15 protein-coding genes and 1 pseudogene are annotated in these 14612 nt (G+C 70.6%); all 16 read left to right on the forward strand.

What is annotated here, in order from left to right; genetic code table 11:
* Positions 1 to 837: peptide chain release factor 1 (prfA, locus tag AOK09_RS23750; protein WP_055589271.1), on the forward strand; the 837-nt coding region annotated here is incomplete at its 5' end.
* A gap of 65 nt (positions 838 to 902) precedes the next feature.
* A complete protein-coding gene (gene prmC / locus AOK09_RS23755; protein ID WP_055589272.1) occupies positions 903 to 1769 on the forward strand; it encodes a peptide chain release factor N(5)-glutamine methyltransferase in 867 nt (288 codons plus the stop codon).
* Positions 1770 to 1821: 52 nt separating this feature from the next.
* Entirely contained in the window at positions 1822 to 2469 is a 648-nt protein-coding gene (locus tag AOK09_RS23760; RefSeq protein WP_055589273.1) for an L-threonylcarbamoyladenylate synthase, read from the forward strand.
* Between the two features lie 74 nt (positions 2470 to 2543).
* Positions 2544 to 3185, forward strand: a complete 642-nt coding sequence (locus AOK09_RS23765) for an arsenate reductase/protein-tyrosine-phosphatase family protein (protein WP_079063367.1) — start codon at positions 2544 to 2546, stop codon at positions 3183 to 3185.
* 229 nt (positions 3186 to 3414) lie between these two features.
* The gene (locus AOK09_RS23770) at positions 3415 to 4698 is read left to right on the forward strand and encodes a serine hydroxymethyltransferase (RefSeq protein ID WP_055589275.1); all 1284 of its coding nucleotides are present in this window, start codon (positions 3415 to 3417) and stop codon (positions 4696 to 4698) included.
* A gap of 119 nt (positions 4699 to 4817) precedes the next feature.
* A complete protein-coding gene (locus AOK09_RS23775; RefSeq protein ID WP_055589276.1) occupies positions 4818 to 6107 on the forward strand; it encodes an MraY family glycosyltransferase in 1290 nt (429 codons plus the stop codon).
* 246 nt (positions 6108 to 6353) lie between these two features.
* Positions 6354 to 6794 (forward strand): hypothetical protein, encoded by a 441-nt coding sequence (locus AOK09_RS23780; protein WP_055589277.1) that lies wholly within the window; start codon positions 6354 to 6356, stop codon positions 6792 to 6794.
* Between the two features lie 255 nt (positions 6795 to 7049).
* Positions 7050 to 7862 carry a F0F1 ATP synthase subunit A gene (gene atpB, locus AOK09_RS23785; RefSeq protein ID WP_055589278.1) on the forward strand — a complete coding sequence of 271 codons (813 nt, stop codon included), beginning with the start codon at positions 7050 to 7052 and terminating at the stop codon, positions 7860 to 7862.
* 82 nt (positions 7863 to 7944) lie between these two features.
* Positions 7945 to 8187, forward strand: coding sequence for an ATP synthase F0 subunit C (gene atpE / locus AOK09_RS23790; RefSeq protein WP_055589279.1), 243 nt, complete (start codon positions 7945 to 7947; stop codon positions 8185 to 8187).
* A 40-nt stretch (positions 8188 to 8227) separates the two neighbouring features.
* Positions 8228 to 8779 carry a F0F1 ATP synthase subunit B gene (locus AOK09_RS23795; RefSeq protein WP_055589280.1) on the forward strand — a complete coding sequence of 184 codons (552 nt, stop codon included), beginning with the start codon at positions 8228 to 8230 and terminating at the stop codon, positions 8777 to 8779.
* The gene (locus AOK09_RS23800) at positions 8776 to 9591 is read left to right on the forward strand and encodes a F0F1 ATP synthase subunit delta (protein WP_055589281.1); all 816 of its coding nucleotides are present in this window, start codon (positions 8776 to 8778) and stop codon (positions 9589 to 9591) included. Before AOK09_RS23795 ends, AOK09_RS23800 begins: the two co-directional genes overlap by 4 nt.
* A gap of 145 nt (positions 9592 to 9736) precedes the next feature.
* A complete protein-coding gene (gene atpA / locus AOK09_RS23805) occupies positions 9737 to 11311 on the forward strand; it encodes a F0F1 ATP synthase subunit alpha (protein WP_055589282.1) in 1575 nt (524 codons plus the stop codon).
* A gap of 28 nt (positions 11312 to 11339) precedes the next feature.
* Positions 11340 to 12260, forward strand: coding sequence for a F0F1 ATP synthase subunit gamma (locus AOK09_RS23810; RefSeq protein ID WP_055589283.1), 921 nt, complete (start codon positions 11340 to 11342; stop codon positions 12258 to 12260).
* Between the two features lie 5 nt (positions 12261 to 12265).
* Positions 12266 to 13711, forward strand: a complete 1446-nt coding sequence (atpD, locus tag AOK09_RS23815) for a F0F1 ATP synthase subunit beta (protein WP_055589284.1) — start codon at positions 12266 to 12268, stop codon at positions 13709 to 13711.
* 188 nt (positions 13712 to 13899) lie between these two features.
* The gene (locus tag AOK09_RS23820; RefSeq protein ID WP_055589285.1) at positions 13900 to 14277 is read left to right on the forward strand and encodes a F0F1 ATP synthase subunit epsilon; all 378 of its coding nucleotides are present in this window, start codon (positions 13900 to 13902) and stop codon (positions 14275 to 14277) included.
* 165 nt (positions 14278 to 14442) lie between these two features.
* A pseudogene (locus AOK09_RS42435) lies at positions 14443 to 14612 on the forward strand (DUF2550 domain-containing protein); the annotation flags it as partial.

Here is a 14612-nt window from a genome sequence, read left to right on the forward strand (position 1 = left end):
CAGCGCGAGGACCTCACCGAGCGGCTCCGGCTGCTGCTGGTCCCCCGCGACCCCAGTGACGACAAGGACGTGATCCTCGAGGTCAAGGCGGGCGAGGGCGGCGAGGAGTCGGCCCTGTTCGCCGGCGACCTGCTGCGGATGTACCTGCGGTACGCCGAGCGGGTCGGCTGGAAGACCGAGATCCTGGACGCCAACGCCTCCGATTTGGGCGGCTACAAGGACGTCCAGGTCGCGGTGAAGGCCAGGGGAGGCGCCGAGCCCGGCCAGGGCGTCTGGGCCCGGCTGAAGTACGAGGGCGGGGTGCACCGGGTGCAGCGCGTCCCGGCCACCGAGTCCCAGGGCCGGATCCACACCTCCGCCGCCGGTGTGCTGGTGACCCCGGAGGCCGAGGAGGTCGAGGTCGAGATCGGCCCCAACGACCTGCGGATCGACGTGTACCGCTCCTCCGGCCCGGGCGGCCAGTCGGTGAACACCACCGACTCCGCGGTGCGGATCACCCATCTGCCGTCCGGCATCGTGGTGTCCTGCCAGAACGAGAAGAGCCAGCTCCAGAACAAGGAGCAGGCCATGCGCATCCTGCGGTCCCGGCTGCTGGCCGCCGCCCAGGAGGAGGCCGAGCGGGAGGCGTCCGACGCCCGCCGCAGCCAGGTCCGCACGGTGGACCGCTCCGAGCGGATCCGCACGTACAACTTCCCGGAGAATCGCATCTCCGACCACCGGGTGGGCTTCAAGGCGTACAACTTGGACCAGGTGCTCGACGGAGACCTGGACGCCGTCATCCAGTCCTGCGTGGACGCGGACGCGGCGGCCAAGCTCGCCGCGGCCCAGGAGAGCTGAACCACCACCGCCGCTCGGGGGCCCGGAAGCCGCCCGTACACCCCGTACACCTGGAAGGGGGCCGGATGAACCTGCTGCTCGCCGAGGTGGCCCAGGCCACCCAGCGGTTGGCCGCGGCCGGCGTGCCGTCGCCGCGGTTCGACGCCGAGGAGCTCGCCGCGCACATCCACGGCGTCAAGCGCGGCCAGCTGCACACCGTCCCCGACGCGGACTTCGACGCCCGCTACTGGGAGGCGGTGGCCCGCCGCGAGGCCCGGGAGCCGCTGCAGCACATCACCGGGCGGGCCTTCTTCCGCTATCTGGAGCTCCAGGTCGGTCCGGGCGTCTTCGTCCCGCGGCCGGAGACCGAGTCGGTGGTGGACTGGGCGATAGAGGCCGTCCGCGGCATGGACGTGGCCGAGCCGCTGGTGGTCGACCTGTGCACCGGCTCCGGCGCCATCGCCCTGGCCATCGCCCAGGAGGTGCCGCGCTCCACGGTCCACGCCTTCGAGCTGGACGAGGACGCGCTGGTGTGGACCCGCCGCAACATCGACGCCAGCCCCGACCGGGCCAGGATCACCCTGCACGCGGGCGACGCCACCCGTGCCTTCGAGGGCGACCACTCCTGGAACGGCCGCTTCGACCTGGTGATCAGCAACCCCCCGTACATCCCGCTCACCGAGTGGGAGTACGTGGCGCCCGAAGCCCGCGACCACGACCCGCAGCTGGCCCTCTTCTCCGGCGAGGACGGCCTCACCGCCATCCGCGGGATCGAGCGGGTCGCCGCCCGGCTGCTGCGTCCCGGCGGCGTCGTGGTGGTGGAGCACGCCGACACCCAGGGCGGCCAGGTCCCGTGGATCTTCAACGAGGACAACGGCTGGACCGACGCCGCCGACCACCGGGACCTCAACAACCGTCCGCGTTTCGCAACCGCCCGCCGGGCCGTGCCGTGACCGGCGGCCCGCGCACCGTCATCACCAGCCAGCACAGAAGGGGCCTGCACCGATGAGCCGTCGCTACGACTGCGCCGACCCGAGCGACCGAGCGACCGGCCTGCGGGAGGCCGCCTCCGCGGTCCGCCGCGGCGAGCTGGTGGTGGTCCCCACCGACACGGTGTACGGCCTGGGCGCCGACGCCTTCTCCCCGGACGCGGTCCGTGAGCTGCTGGCCGCCAAGGGCCGCGGCCGCGCGATGCCCTCGCCGGTGCTGGTGGGCTCCCCGACCACCCTGCACGGCCTGGTCACCGACTTCTCCGAGGCCGCCTGGGAGCTGGTGGACGCCTTCTGGCCGGGCGGTCTGACGCTGGTCGCACGGCACCAGCCGTCGCTGCGCTGGGACCTCGGCGACACCCGGGGCACCGTCGCGGTGCGGATGCCGCTGCACCCCGTCGCCATCGAGCTGCTGAACACCACCGGCCCCATGGCCGTCTCCAGCGCCAACCTCACGGGCGGCCCGTCCCCGGCGACCTGCGACGAGGCGGAGGCCCAGTTGGGCGACTCGGTCTCGGTCTACCTGGACGGCGGCCGCGCCGACCACGCGGTGCCGTCCTCCATCGTGGACGTCACCGGCAAGGTCCCGGTGCTGCTGCGGGCCGGCGCGGTCAGCGAGGCGCAGCTCCGGGAGGTCGTACCCGACCTGGAGGCCGGCAGTTGACGGCCGCCGACACCCGGGCGCCGGGTCGGCTCACCCTTCCCGGCCAGTCCCGCGGCCACTCCGTCCCCCACCGGATATCCGGCACCCTGGCGGCCCCGGGCCCCGTCTCGCACGACCGCTTCCGGATCCTCTTCGTCTGCACCGGCAACATCTGCCGGTCGCCGATCGCCGAACGGCTCACCAGGCATGAGCTCGCCGCGCGGCTGGGCGACCGCGCCGCGGCGCAGATCCTGGTGGAGAGCGCCGGGACGTGGGGCCACGAGGGTGCCCCGATGGAGGCGCACGCGGCCACCGTGCTCGGTGAGTACGGCGCCGACCCGGGCGGCTTCGCCGGCCGTGAGCTGCTGGACGAGCACGTCATCGACGCCGACCTGGTGCTCACCGCCACCCTGGACCACCGTGCCCAGGTCATCTCCATGGGCCATGCGGCGGGGCTGCGGACCTTCACGCTCAAGGAGTTCACCCGGCTGGTGCGGACGATAGACCCGGCGACCCTCCCCGACCCGCTGCAGGGGGCCTCGGTGGCCGACCGGGCCCGTGCCCTGGTCCGTGCGGCGGCGGCGCTGCGGGGCTGGCTGCTGGCCTCGCCCCCGGAGGCGGACGAGGTCGACGACCCGTACGGCGCACCCATCAGCATGTTCCGCAACTGCGGCGAGGAGATCTACCACGCCCTGGACCCGGTCGTCACCGCGCTGACCGGCTCCCGGCTGGCCTGACCAGCCCTGCCCCCGGGGCCCGTCCCGCAGGCCCCGGCGCACCGGCCGCGGCCGGACCGGCAGCGCCCGGCGGTGCCCGGCCGGATGACGCCGTCCGTCGCGGAGGCCCCGGCCCCGGCCGCCGTCACCTTTTCGTGGCTCCGCCACGGGCCGTCGCCGCGCGGGAGCGACGCGGGGACGCCCGTCCTACGCTGGACAGGAGCCATCCCGCACTCCCCGGAGCCCCGCCATGACGGTCACCGAGCCCCCGTCCGCCACCTCCGACCGCACGCCCGTCTGGCAGGCACCGGACGCCCTGCGCCGCACCGATCCGCAGATCGCCGACGTGCTCGCGGCGGAGGCCGCCAGGCGCCGGGACTCCCTCCAGATGCTGGCGGGGGAGAACACCGCCTCTCCGGCCGTCCTGGCGGCCCTCTCGGGGCCGCTGGCGGACAAGTACGCCGAGGGCTACCCCGGGCGCCGCCACCACACCGGCTGCGTCGCGGCTGACGCCGCCGAGCTGCTCGCCGTCGGGCGCGCCAGGGAGCTCTTCGGAGCCGACCACGCCAATGTGCAGCCGTACACCGGCACCACCGCGATGCTCGCCGCCTACGCCGCGCTGCTCTGCCCCGGCGACCGGGTGCTGGCGATGTCGCTCCAGCACGGCGGCCATCTCACCGCCGGCTCCCGGGCGAACTTCTCCGGCCGCTGGTTCCAGTTCACCGGCTACGGGGTGCGCCGCGAGGACGGCCTGATCGATCTGGACCAGGTGCGCGACCTGGCTCGGCGGGAGCGCCCCAAGGCCATCGTGGCGGGCGGCATCTCCTATCCGCGGGGAATCGACTGGGCGGGGTTCAGGGAGGTCGCCGACGAGGTGGGGGCCTATCTGATCGCCGACGCGGCGCAGATCCTCGGCCTGGTGGCCGGCGGGGCGCTGCCCTCTCCGGTGCCGCACGCCGACGTGGTGGTGGGCGCCACCCACAAGATGCTCCGCGGTCCGCGCGGCGGCCTGCTGCTCTGCACCGCGGAACTGGCGGAGCGCCTCGACCGGGCGGTCTTCCCCTTCACCCAGGGCGGCCCCTCCATGCACGAGGTCGCGGCCAAGGCGGTGGCCTTCCAGGAGGCGGCCGCTCCGGAGTACGCCCAGTATGTGCGGGCCGCCGTCGACAACGCCCGTGCGCTCGCCCGGGGCCTGGCCGAGCAGGGCCTGCGTCCGCTCACCGGGGGCACCGACACCCATCTGGTGACCGCGGACGTCTCCGCGCTCGGCGTCAGCGGGCGGGAGGCCGAGCGCCGCTGTGCGGCGGTCTCCATCCTGCTGGGCAAGTGCGCCCTGCCGTACGACACGGCGCCGCCCGCCGAGGGGTCGGGGGTGCGGCTGGGGACCGGGTGCGTCACCACTCAGGGGATGGGCACCGCGGAGATGGGCGAGGTGGCACGGCTGACGGGGCGGGCGCTGCGCGACGCGGAGGGGACCGCGGAGCTGGCCGCGGAGGTCCGCGCACTGGCGCTGCGTTCGGTACCGAAGTGGTGACATTGCACTGTCGACAAAACCGCAATGCGCGCGGAAGGCGTCCATCTGAATAAGGTGTGGCCCGTGGTGTCGCTCAGCGGCGCCGCAGGCGATGAGAGGCGTGAGGTTGGAGGGCCCCGGTGCGTGAGTACCTGCTGACGCTGTTCACCACCGCCGCGGTCACCTATCTGCTGACCGCCCCGGTGCGCAAGTTCGCGATCCTGGCGGGTGCGATGCCGCCGGTGCGGGCCCGCGACGTGCACCGGGAGCCCACCCCGCGGCTCGGCGGCATCGCCATGTTCGGCGGTCTGTGCGCCGGTCTGCTGATGGCCGCCCACCTCACCCACCTCAAGGCGGTCTTCCACAACGGCAGCGACGTCAAGGCGCTGCTGTCCGGTGCCGGGATCATGTGGGTGCTGGGCGTGCTGGACGACAAGTGGGGCGTGGACGCGCTGGTCAAGATGGGCGGCCAGATGGTCTCCGCCGGCGTGATGGTCTGGCAGGGCCTGACGGTGATCTCCATCCCGGTCCCCGGAGTGGGCCCGGTCTCGGTGACCCCGATGCAGGGCACCCTGATCTCGGTGCTGCTGGTCGTCATCATGGTCAACGCGGTCAACTTCATCGACGGCCTGGACGGTCTGGCGGCCGGCATGGTCTGCATCGCCGCGATGGCCTTCTTCCTGTACTCCTACCGCCTGCTGTTCGGCTACGGAGTGGAGGACGCCTCCCCGGCGGCCCTCTTCAGCGCGGTGCTGATCGGGATGTGCCTGGGCTTCCTGCCGCACAACCTGCACCCGGCCCGGATCTTCATGGGCGACTCGGGCTCCATGCTGCTGGGCCTGATGCTGGCGGTGGCGTCCATCTCCATCACGGGCCGGGTGGACCCCGACCTGATCACCGAGCAGACCGGGTCGCAGCGCGAGGCGGTCCACGCCCTGGTGCCGATCTACATCCCGCTGCTGCTGCCGCTGACCGTGGTGGCGCTGCCGCTGGCCGACCTGCTGCTGGCGGTGGTGCGCCGGACCTGGGCGGGCAAGTCGCCGTTCGCCGCCGACAAGCAGCATCTGCACCACCGGCTGCTGGAGATCGGCCACTCGCACAGCCGGGCCGTACTGATCATGTACTTCTGGGCCGCGCTCTTCGCCTTCAGCACGGTGGCCTTCTCGGTCACCGACACCGGCCGGGTCGTGGTGCTGATCGGTGCGGGCCTCTGCCTGCTGGGCATCGTGGTGCTGCTGCTGCCGCGCTTCCGGCCGCGGGCCCCCAAGGCGATCCAGCCGCTGGTGCCGCCCCGCTACCGCGATGCGGAGGGCTCCGCGGAGGGGGCCGCCCGGCTCTCCGCGGAGGACGAGGAGCTGCTGCACCGGATGGGTTCCGGGGCCACGGCCGCGGGGCACCGAACGAGTGGCAGGGGCGGCTCGGACGGGTGACCGGCTTTGCTCCGCACGGCGTCACCCGTTCGGCGGCAGCCTTGCGCCGCCGGTGTGACAGGTAGCACACCAAGATGGTAAAGCTCGCATCAAATAGTTTGTGATACCGTTCACGAGTACCGGGAGACAGCCGAAAGACCTGAAGAGGCCTTCCGGCCTTAAGTGGCACCTTCCCCCCGGTTTCGGATCATGCCTTCACCTGAGCCCGTTCCCCTGTTCGTCAGACATGCCGCCGGAGTTGCCGACATGCCGTCCCCCGACGCCCGGATCCTCCGTGGCGCCGCAATCCCCACTGCGGTCGCCGGAGTCATCGCTGTTGCGATCGCTGCCGCCGTTGTGGGGAGCAAAGGGCTGATCGGCGCGCTCTTCGCAGTGCTGCTGGTGCTCGCCTTCTTCAGCTTCGGCCAGGTCGCCCTGGACCGCCTGACGCGGAACAACCCGCAGATCTTCATGGCGGCCGGCCTGATGGTCTACACCACGCAGATCCTGCTGGTGGGCATCGTCCTGGCGGTCTTCAAGGAGACCACGCTGTTCGACCGCAAGGTCTTCGCCTTCACCCTGCTCGGCTGCGCGCTCATCTGGACCGCCTTCCAGGTCCGCGGCGCGCTCAAGGCCAAGCTTCTCTACGTGGTGCCCGAGGCCCCTTCCGAACGCCCCAGAGAGCGTGAGCCGGAACGCCGGTCATGAGATCCCACGTCCCTCTCCCGAGGGAGGGGGGCGGTGTTCTTGCCCGCCGACCGGGCTGCTATCGTCCGGGACGACACCGGGCACGGGATGCGGCCAGGTCCCTCCGCTCAGCGGACGGATCGCCCCCCGGGTCCGACTTCGGGCCGTCGCCCGATCCGCGATTTCATCATCTAGTCCCAGTGCCGCCCCGTGGCCGCAGGTCACGCCGACACACCGAGGTTGCCGTTTCCATGCGTCACGACGAAGGAGTCCGTGGTGAGTAGTGCACTCACGCAACTTGCCTCTGAGGCCGGCTGCCACCTGAACTCTGGTTGCGGCTTCCCGGCTCCGGGCCTGCACACGTTCCAGTTCGACCCGCTCTTCACCGTGGGCAGCGTCGACGTCAACAAGCCGATGCTGCTGTCGGTGATCGCGATGCTGGCGGTCATCGGCTTCTTCTGGGCGGCCTTCGCCAAGCCCAGGCTGGTCCCCGGCAAGATGCAGCTCGTGGGCGAGATCGGCTACGACTTCGTCAAGCGCGCGATCGTGCTGGACAGCATCGGCAAGAAGGGGCAGAAGTACGTGCCCCTGATGGTGTCGCTGTTCTTCTTCGTCTGGATCATGAACGTGATGTCGATCATCCCGTTCGCCCAGTTCCCGGTGACGTCGAAGATCGCCTTCCCGGCCGGCCTCGCGCTGGTCGTGTGGGTCACCTACATGACGCTGACCTTCAAGAAGCACGGCTTCGTCGGCGGTCTGAAGAACCTCTGCTGGCCCTCGGGCGTCCCCGGCTGGGTGATGTTCCTGCTGGTGCCGATCGAGTTCTTCTCGAACATCTTCGTCCGCCCCTTCACGCTGGCGGTCCGGCTCTTCGCCAACATGTTCGCGGGCCACCTGCTGATCGTGATGTTCTCGATCGCCTCCTGGTACCTGCTGACCCCCAGCATCAGCGTGCTGTACTCCGGCGCCTCGTTCGTGCTGACGATCGGCCTCACCGCGTTCGAGCTGCTGATCCAGTTCCTGCAGGCCTACATCTTCGTGATGCTGGCCAGCAGCTACATCTCGGGCGCGCTCGAAGAAGCGCACTGAGACCCACAGACCTTCTCCACCTCCCCGCTGTCGTCCGGTGGCCAACCACCACCGGCTCACTATCCGCAAAGGACAGTTGAAAATGAGCATGCTCGCCGCCGTTGGCGTCTACGGCTCCGTCGCCTCCATCGGTTACGGCCTCGCGGCCATCGGCCCCGGCATCGGCGTCGGTCTGATCTTCGGCAACGGTGTCCAGGCGATGGCCCGTCAGCCCGAGGCTGCCGGTCTCATCCGCTCCAACATGTTCATCGGCTTCGCCCTCACCGAGGCGCTGGCGCTGATCGGCATCGTCATGCCGTTCGTCTTCGGCCAGGGCCCCAAGTAGTCCAGGCCGCCCAGCCTCCCTTCAGACGAAAGGTCCAGATATGAACTTCCTGGCTGAAGCCGCGGAGGCGGAGAACCCTCTGCTCCCCGCGTGGCCGGAGCTCATCATCGGCCTGATCTGCTTCTTCATCGTCTTCGGACTGCTCGGCAAGAAGCTCCTCCCCAGCATCGAGAAGGTGCTGGCAGAGCGCCGGGACGCGATCGAGGGCGGCCTCGAGCGGGCCGAGGAGGCGCAGGCCGAGGCCCAGCGCACCCTCGAGCAGTACCGCGCGGAGCTCGCCGAGGCGCGCCACGAGGCCGCTCGGATCACCGAGCACGCCCGTGAGCAGGGCGCCGCGCTGATCACCGAGATGCGCGAGGAGGGCCAGCGCCAGCGGGACGCCATCGTCACCGCCGGCCACGCCCAGATCGAGGCCGACCGCAAGCAGGCCACCGCCGTGCTCCGGCACGACGTGGGCTCGCTCGCCACCGAGCTGGCCTCCCGCATCGTCGGCGAGTCCCTCCAGGACTCCGCCCGGCAGAGCGGGATCATCGACCGCTTCCTTGACGAGCTCGAGGCCAAGGCCTCCGTCTCGGAAGGCGCGTCCCAGTGATCGGCGCCAGCCGCGAGGCCCTCGCTGCCGCGAGGGAGAACCTCGAGAGTCTGACCGACTCCACCTCGGTGGACGCGGTCCGGCTCGGCGAGGAGCTCTCGGCCGTCACCGCACTGCTGGACCGCGAGGTCTCGCTGCGACGGGTCCTGACCGACCCGGCGCGTTCCGGGCAGGACAAGGCCGAACTGGTCGGCTCGCTGCTGACCGGGCAGGTCTCCGGCGAGACGGTGGACCTGGTCTCCGGCCTGGTCCGCTCCCGCTGGTCGGCCCCGCGCGACCTGGTGGACGCCGCCGAGCAGCTGGCCGCCTACGCCGAGATCATCGCGGCCGACAAGTCCGGTGCGCTGGACGACGTCGAGGACGAGCTCTTCCGGTTCGGCCGTGTCGTCGCCGGCTCCCCGGAGCTGCGCGCCGCGCTGACCGAGCCCAAGGCCGGCGCCGCCGCCAAGGCGGAGCTGGTCCGGTCGCTGCTCGGCGGCCGTGCCAACCCGGCCACGGTCCGGCTGGTCGTCACCCTGGTGTCCAACCCGCGCGGACGTAGCCTGGAGCAGGGACTGGAGTCCTACTCCAAGCTCGCGGCCTCCCGGCGCGGTCGGGTGGTGGCCCTGGTGACCACCGCGGTCCCACTGTCCGACGGGCAGCGTCAGCGGCTCGCCGGCGTCCTGGGCAGGCTCTACGGGCGCCAGGTGCACCTCAACATCGACATCGACCCCGAGGTCCTCGGCGGTGTGAAGGTGCAGATCGGCGACGAGATCATCGACGGCACCGTGGCCAGCCGCCTGGAAGGCGCCCGGCAGGGCCTCGAAGGCTGATCGCCGCACCAGGTCTCAAGCAGCATCCGACCCTCGGTCGGGAATACGTACGGCCGGTCCGAAGCAATCACCGGCCGAGGATCGAATACTTGCGGCCCTCCACGGGCGGGCCGAGGATCGCAACCTAGGAGAGCAGGGAACCCAGATGGCGGAGCTCACGATCCGGCCGGAGGAGATCCGGGACGCGCTGGCGAACTTCGTCCAGTCGTACCAGCCGGACGCCGCCTCGCGCGAAGAGGTCGGCACGGTCAGCGAGGCGATGGACGGCATCGCCAAGGTCCAGGGCCTGCCCTCGGCCATGGCCAACGAACTGCTGAAGTTCGAGGACGGCACCCTCGGCCTGGCGCTCAACCTCGAGGACCGCGAGATCGGTGTCGTCGTCCTCGGTGACTTCAGCGGCATCGAGGAGGGCCAGACGGTCCGCCGCACCGGCGAGGTCCTGTCCGTGCCGGTCGGCGACGGCTACCTCGGCCGCGTGGTCGACCCGCTGGGCAACCCGATCGACGGCCTCGGCGCGATCGAGACCACCGGCCGCCGTGCCCTGGAGCTGCAGGCCCCCGGCGTCATGGTCCGCAAGTCGGTCCACGAGCCCCTGCAGACCGGCATCAAGGCCATCGACGCGATGACCCCGATCGGCCGCGGCCAGCGTCAGCTGATCATCGGCGACCGCCAGACCGGCAAGACCGCGGTGGCGATCGACACCATCATCAACCAGCGCGACAACTGGCGCTCTGGCGACCCCAAGAAGCAGGTCCGCTGCATCTACGTCGCCATCGGCCAGAAGGGCTCCACCATCGCGTCCGTGCGCGGTTCGCTGGAGGAGGCCGGCGCGCTGGAGTACACCACCATCGTCGCCGCCCCGGCGTCGGACCCGGCGGGCTTCAAGTACCTGGCCCCCTACACCGGCTCCGCCATCGGCCAGGAGTGGATGTACGACGGCAAGCACGTCCTGATCATCTTCGACGACCTGTCGAAGCAGGCCGAGGCCTACCGCTCCGTCTCCCTGCTGCTGCGCCGCCCGCCGGGCCGCGAGGCCTACCCGGGTGACGTCTTCTACCTGCACTCCCGCCTGCTGGAGCGCTGCGCCAAGCTCTCCGACGAGCTGGGTGCCGGCTCGATGACCGGTCTGCCGATCATCGAGACCAAGGCCAACGACGTCTCGGCGTACATCCCGACCAACGTCATCTCCATCACCGACGGCCAGTGCTTCCTGGAGTCCGACCTGTTCAACGCCGGCATCCGCCCGGCCGTGAACGTCGGCATCTCGGTCTCCCGAGTCGGTGGCTCCGCCCAGATCAAGGCCATGAAGTCGGTCGCCGGCCGCCTTCGCCTGGACCTCGCCCAGTACCGCGAGCTGGAGGCCTTCGCCGCCTTCGGCTCCGACCTGGACGCGGCCTCCAAGGCGCAGCTGGAGCGCGGTGCCCGCATGGTCGAGCTGCTGAAGCAGGGCCAGTACGCACCGTTCCCGGTCGAGGAGCAGGTTGTCTCCATCTGGGCCGGCACCACCGGCAAGCTGGACGACGTCCCGGTCGCCGACATCCGCCGCTTCGAGCGCGAGTTCCTCGACAACCTGCGGGTGGAGCACAAGCAGCTGCTCTCCGGCATCGTCGAGACCGGCAAGCTCGAGGACGGCACCATCGACGCGCTGACCGCCGCGATCGCTTCCTTCAAGCAGGGCTTCGAGACCTCCGAGGGCAAGCTGCTCGGCGAGTCGGCCTGAAGCCGGACGGAAAGGACGTAAGCGACCCATGGGAGCCCAGCTTCGGGTCTACAAGCGCCGGATCCGCTCCGTCTCCGCGACCAAGAAGATCACCAAGGCGATGGAGATGATCTCCGCGTCGCGCATCGTCAAGGCGCAGCGCGCGGTGGCCGCCTCCACCCCGTACGGGAACGAGCTCACCCGAGCGGTGACCGCGGTCGCCACCCGGTCCAACGCCAAGCACCCGCTGACCACGGAGAACCCCAGCGCCACCCGCGCCGCGGTGCTCCTGGTCACCGCGGACCGCGGTCTGGCCGGCGGCTACTCCTCCAACGCCATCAAGGCCGCCACCGAGCTGAGCGATCGGCTCCGGGCGGAGGGCAAGGAGGTCGTCACGTACATCGTCGGCCGCAAGGGCGTCGGCTTCTACAGCTTCCGCAACCGTCCGGTGGCGGAGTCGTGGACCGGCTTCTCGGACAAGCCGACGTACTCGGACGCCAAGAACGTCGCAGCGACCCTCATCACGGCGTTCGTGACCGACACGGCGGACGGCGGCGTGGACGAGCTCCACATCGTCTCCACCGAGTTCGTGTCCATGCTGACGCAGAACGCGGTGGACGCCCGGCTGCTGCCGCTGCACCTCGACGAGGTCGCGGAGGAGCGCGAGGAGTCGGCCAAGGCGGAGATCTTCCCGCTGTACGACTTCGAGCCGTCGGCGGAGGGCGTCCTGGACGCGCTGCTGCCGCGGTACGTCGAGAGCCGGATCTACAACGCGCTGCTCCAGTCCGCAGCTTCGGAGCACGCCGCCCGCCGGCGCGCGATGAAGTCCGCGACGGACAACGCGGAGGAGCTCATCAAGTCGCTCACGCGGCTTGCCAACTCGGCCCGTCAGGCCGAGATCACCCAGGAAATCAGCGAGATCGTCGGTGGCGCGAACGCCCTGGCCGACGCTAGCGCGGGGAGTGACTGACAACTATGACTGCCACTGTTGAGACGGCCACGGCGACGGGCCGCGTCGCGCGGGTCATCGGCCCGGTCGTCGACGTGGAGTTCCCCGTCGACGCGATGCCGGACATGTTCAACGCCCTGCACGTCGAGGTGGACAACCCCGACGGCACCGGCAAGAAGACGCTGACCCTGGAGGTCGCCCAGCACCTGGGTGACGGCATGGTCCGCACCATCTCCATGCAGCCCACCGACGGCCTGGTCCGCGGCGCCGGTGTCTCCGACACCGGTGCGGCGATCTCCGTCCCGGTCGGCGACATCACCAAGGGCCGGGTCTTCAACGCCCTCGGCGACGTGCTCAACGCCGACCCGGCGGAGTTCAACGCCAAGGTCACCACGCGCTGGCCGATCCACCGCAAGGCGCCCAACTTCGACCAGCTCGAGTCCAAGACCGAGATGTTCGAGACCGGCATCAAGGTCATCGACCTGCTCACCCCGTACGTCCAGGGCGGCAAGATCGGCCTGTTCGGCGGCGCCGGCGTCGGCAAGACGGTGCTCATCCAGGAGATGATCTACCGTGTCGCCGAGAACTTCGGCGGTGTGTCGGTGTTCGCCGGTGTGGGCGAGCGCACCCGTGAGGGCAACGACCTCATCCACGAGATGGTGGACTCGGGCGTTCTGGACAAGACCGCCCTGGTCTTCGGCCAGATGGACGAGCCCCCGGGCACCCGTCTGCGGGTCGCGCTCTCGGCGCTCACCATGGCCGAGTACTTCCGTGACGTGCAGCAGCAGGACGTGCTGCTCTTCATCGACAACATCTTCCGGTTCACCCAGGCCGGTTCCGAGGTGTCGACTCTGCTCGGCCGTATGCCCTCCGCGGTGGGCTACCAGCCGAACCTGGCCGACGAGATGGGCCTCCTCCAGGAGCGCATCACCTCGACCCGCGGTCACTCGATCACCTCCATGCAGGCGATCTACGTCCCCGCGGACGACCTGACCGACCCGGCCCCGGCCACCACCTTCGCCCACCTCGACGCGACGACGGTGCTCTCCCGTCCGATCTCGGAGAAGGGCATCTACCCCGCGGTGGACCCGCTGGACTCCACCTCGCGGATCCTGGACCCGCGCTACATCGCGCAGGACCACTACGACACCGCGGTGCGTATCAAGGGGATCCTGCAGAAGTACAAGGACCTCCAGGACATCATCGCCATCCTCGGCATCGACGAGCTCGGCGAGGAGGACAAGCTCACCGTGTGGCGTGCCCGCCGGATCGAGCGGTTCCTCTCCCAGAACACCTACGTGGCCAAGCAGTTCACCGGTGTCGAGGGTTCGACCGTGCCGCTGTCGGAGACCATCGAGGCCTTCAACGCGATCGCGGACGGCAAGTACGACCACGTCCCCGAGCAGGCCTTCTTCATGTGCGGCGGTATCGACGACCTGGAGAAGAACGCCGCCGAGCTGCTGAAGAAGTAAGCAGCGGCAGCAGGCGCAGGTCGTGAACGGAGAGGGGCGGGCCCTGGGGCACCGGGGGCCGCCCCTCTCCGTACACAGGCCGGGTTCCGGCCATCCCACCCCTCCGGTTTCGGCCGGGCGCGCAGGGGCCGTTATTCTTATCGGGACCGCCCGTTCACCAGGCGGTCCCACGATCCGAGGAGCCAACGTTGGCTGAGCTGCACGTCGAGCTGGTCGCGGCCGACCGCAAGGTGTGGTCCGGTGCGGCCACCATCGTCGTCGCCCGGACCGCGTCCGGTGACATCGGCATCCAGCCGGGCCACACCCCGGTGCTGAGCGTGCTGGAGTCCGGCCCGGTCACCATCCGCCTCGCGGACGGCGGCACCGTCATCGCCGCCGTGCACGGCGGCTTCATCTCGTTCGCGGACAACAAGCTGTCGCTGCTCGCCGAGATCGCCGAGCTGGCGGACGAGATCGACGTTGCCCGTGCCGAGCGGGCCCTGGACCGGGCCCGCCACGAGACCGACGAGCACGCCGAGCGGCGTGCCGAGGTCCGGCTGGTGGCCGCGTCGCACCGGGCCGCCTGAGACCGCGACGGATGATGACGAGGAACAGAGCTTGACCGGCGGTCCCGGGGGCGCTTCGGCAGTGACCCCGGGACCGCCGCATCGGTTGATAGGGGTGGGCAGGCGCACGGGACCCGTGCACCTGCCGGGCCCTGGGGAAGCGCGAGTGCGAGGAGGTCGGTGAGCATGGTCCTCGCCCTTGTGGTGTGTGCGGTGGTCGTAGGCGTGGGAGTGGCCGGCCTGGTGGTCTTCGCCCTCCGCAGGCGCCTCATCCAGCGGGTCGGAGGCACCTTCGACTGCAGCCTCCGGCTGAGAATGCCGGACCGGGCCGACACCCCGCCCCCCGCCTCCGACCG

This window comes from Peterkaempfera griseoplana (assembly GCF_001418575.1).
Classification (GTDB): Bacteria; Actinomycetota; Actinomycetes; order Streptomycetales; family Streptomycetaceae; genus Peterkaempfera; species Peterkaempfera griseoplana.

Bases quoted from the DNA above. Each gene is read 5' to 3' on its own strand.
- AOK09_RS23810 (WP_055589283.1), top strand. From the start codon at position 11,340: ATGGGAGCCCAGCTTCGGGTCTACAAGCGCCGGATCCGCTCCGTCTCC.
- atpD (WP_055589284.1), top strand. From the start codon at position 12,266: ATGACTGCCACTGTTGAGACGGCCACGGCGACGGGCCGCGTCGCGCGG.
- atpA (WP_055589282.1), top strand. From the start codon at position 9,737: ATGGCGGAGCTCACGATCCGGCCGGAGGAGATCCGGGACGCGCTGGCG.
- AOK09_RS23770 (WP_055589275.1), top strand. From the start codon at position 3,415: ATGACGGTCACCGAGCCCCCGTCCGCCACCTCCGACCGCACGCCCGTC.
- AOK09_RS23780 (WP_055589277.1), top strand. From the start codon at position 6,354: ATGCCGTCCCCCGACGCCCGGATCCTCCGTGGCGCCGCAATCCCCACT.
- atpE (WP_055589279.1), top strand. From the start codon at position 7,945: ATGAGCATGCTCGCCGCCGTTGGCGTCTACGGCTCCGTCGCCTCCATC.
- AOK09_RS23795 (WP_055589280.1), top strand. From the start codon at position 8,228: ATGAACTTCCTGGCTGAAGCCGCGGAGGCGGAGAACCCTCTGCTCCCC.
- AOK09_RS23760 (WP_055589273.1), top strand. From the start codon at position 1,822: ATGAGCCGTCGCTACGACTGCGCCGACCCGAGCGACCGAGCGACCGGC.
- prmC (WP_055589272.1), top strand. From the start codon at position 903: ATGAACCTGCTGCTCGCCGAGGTGGCCCAGGCCACCCAGCGGTTGGCC.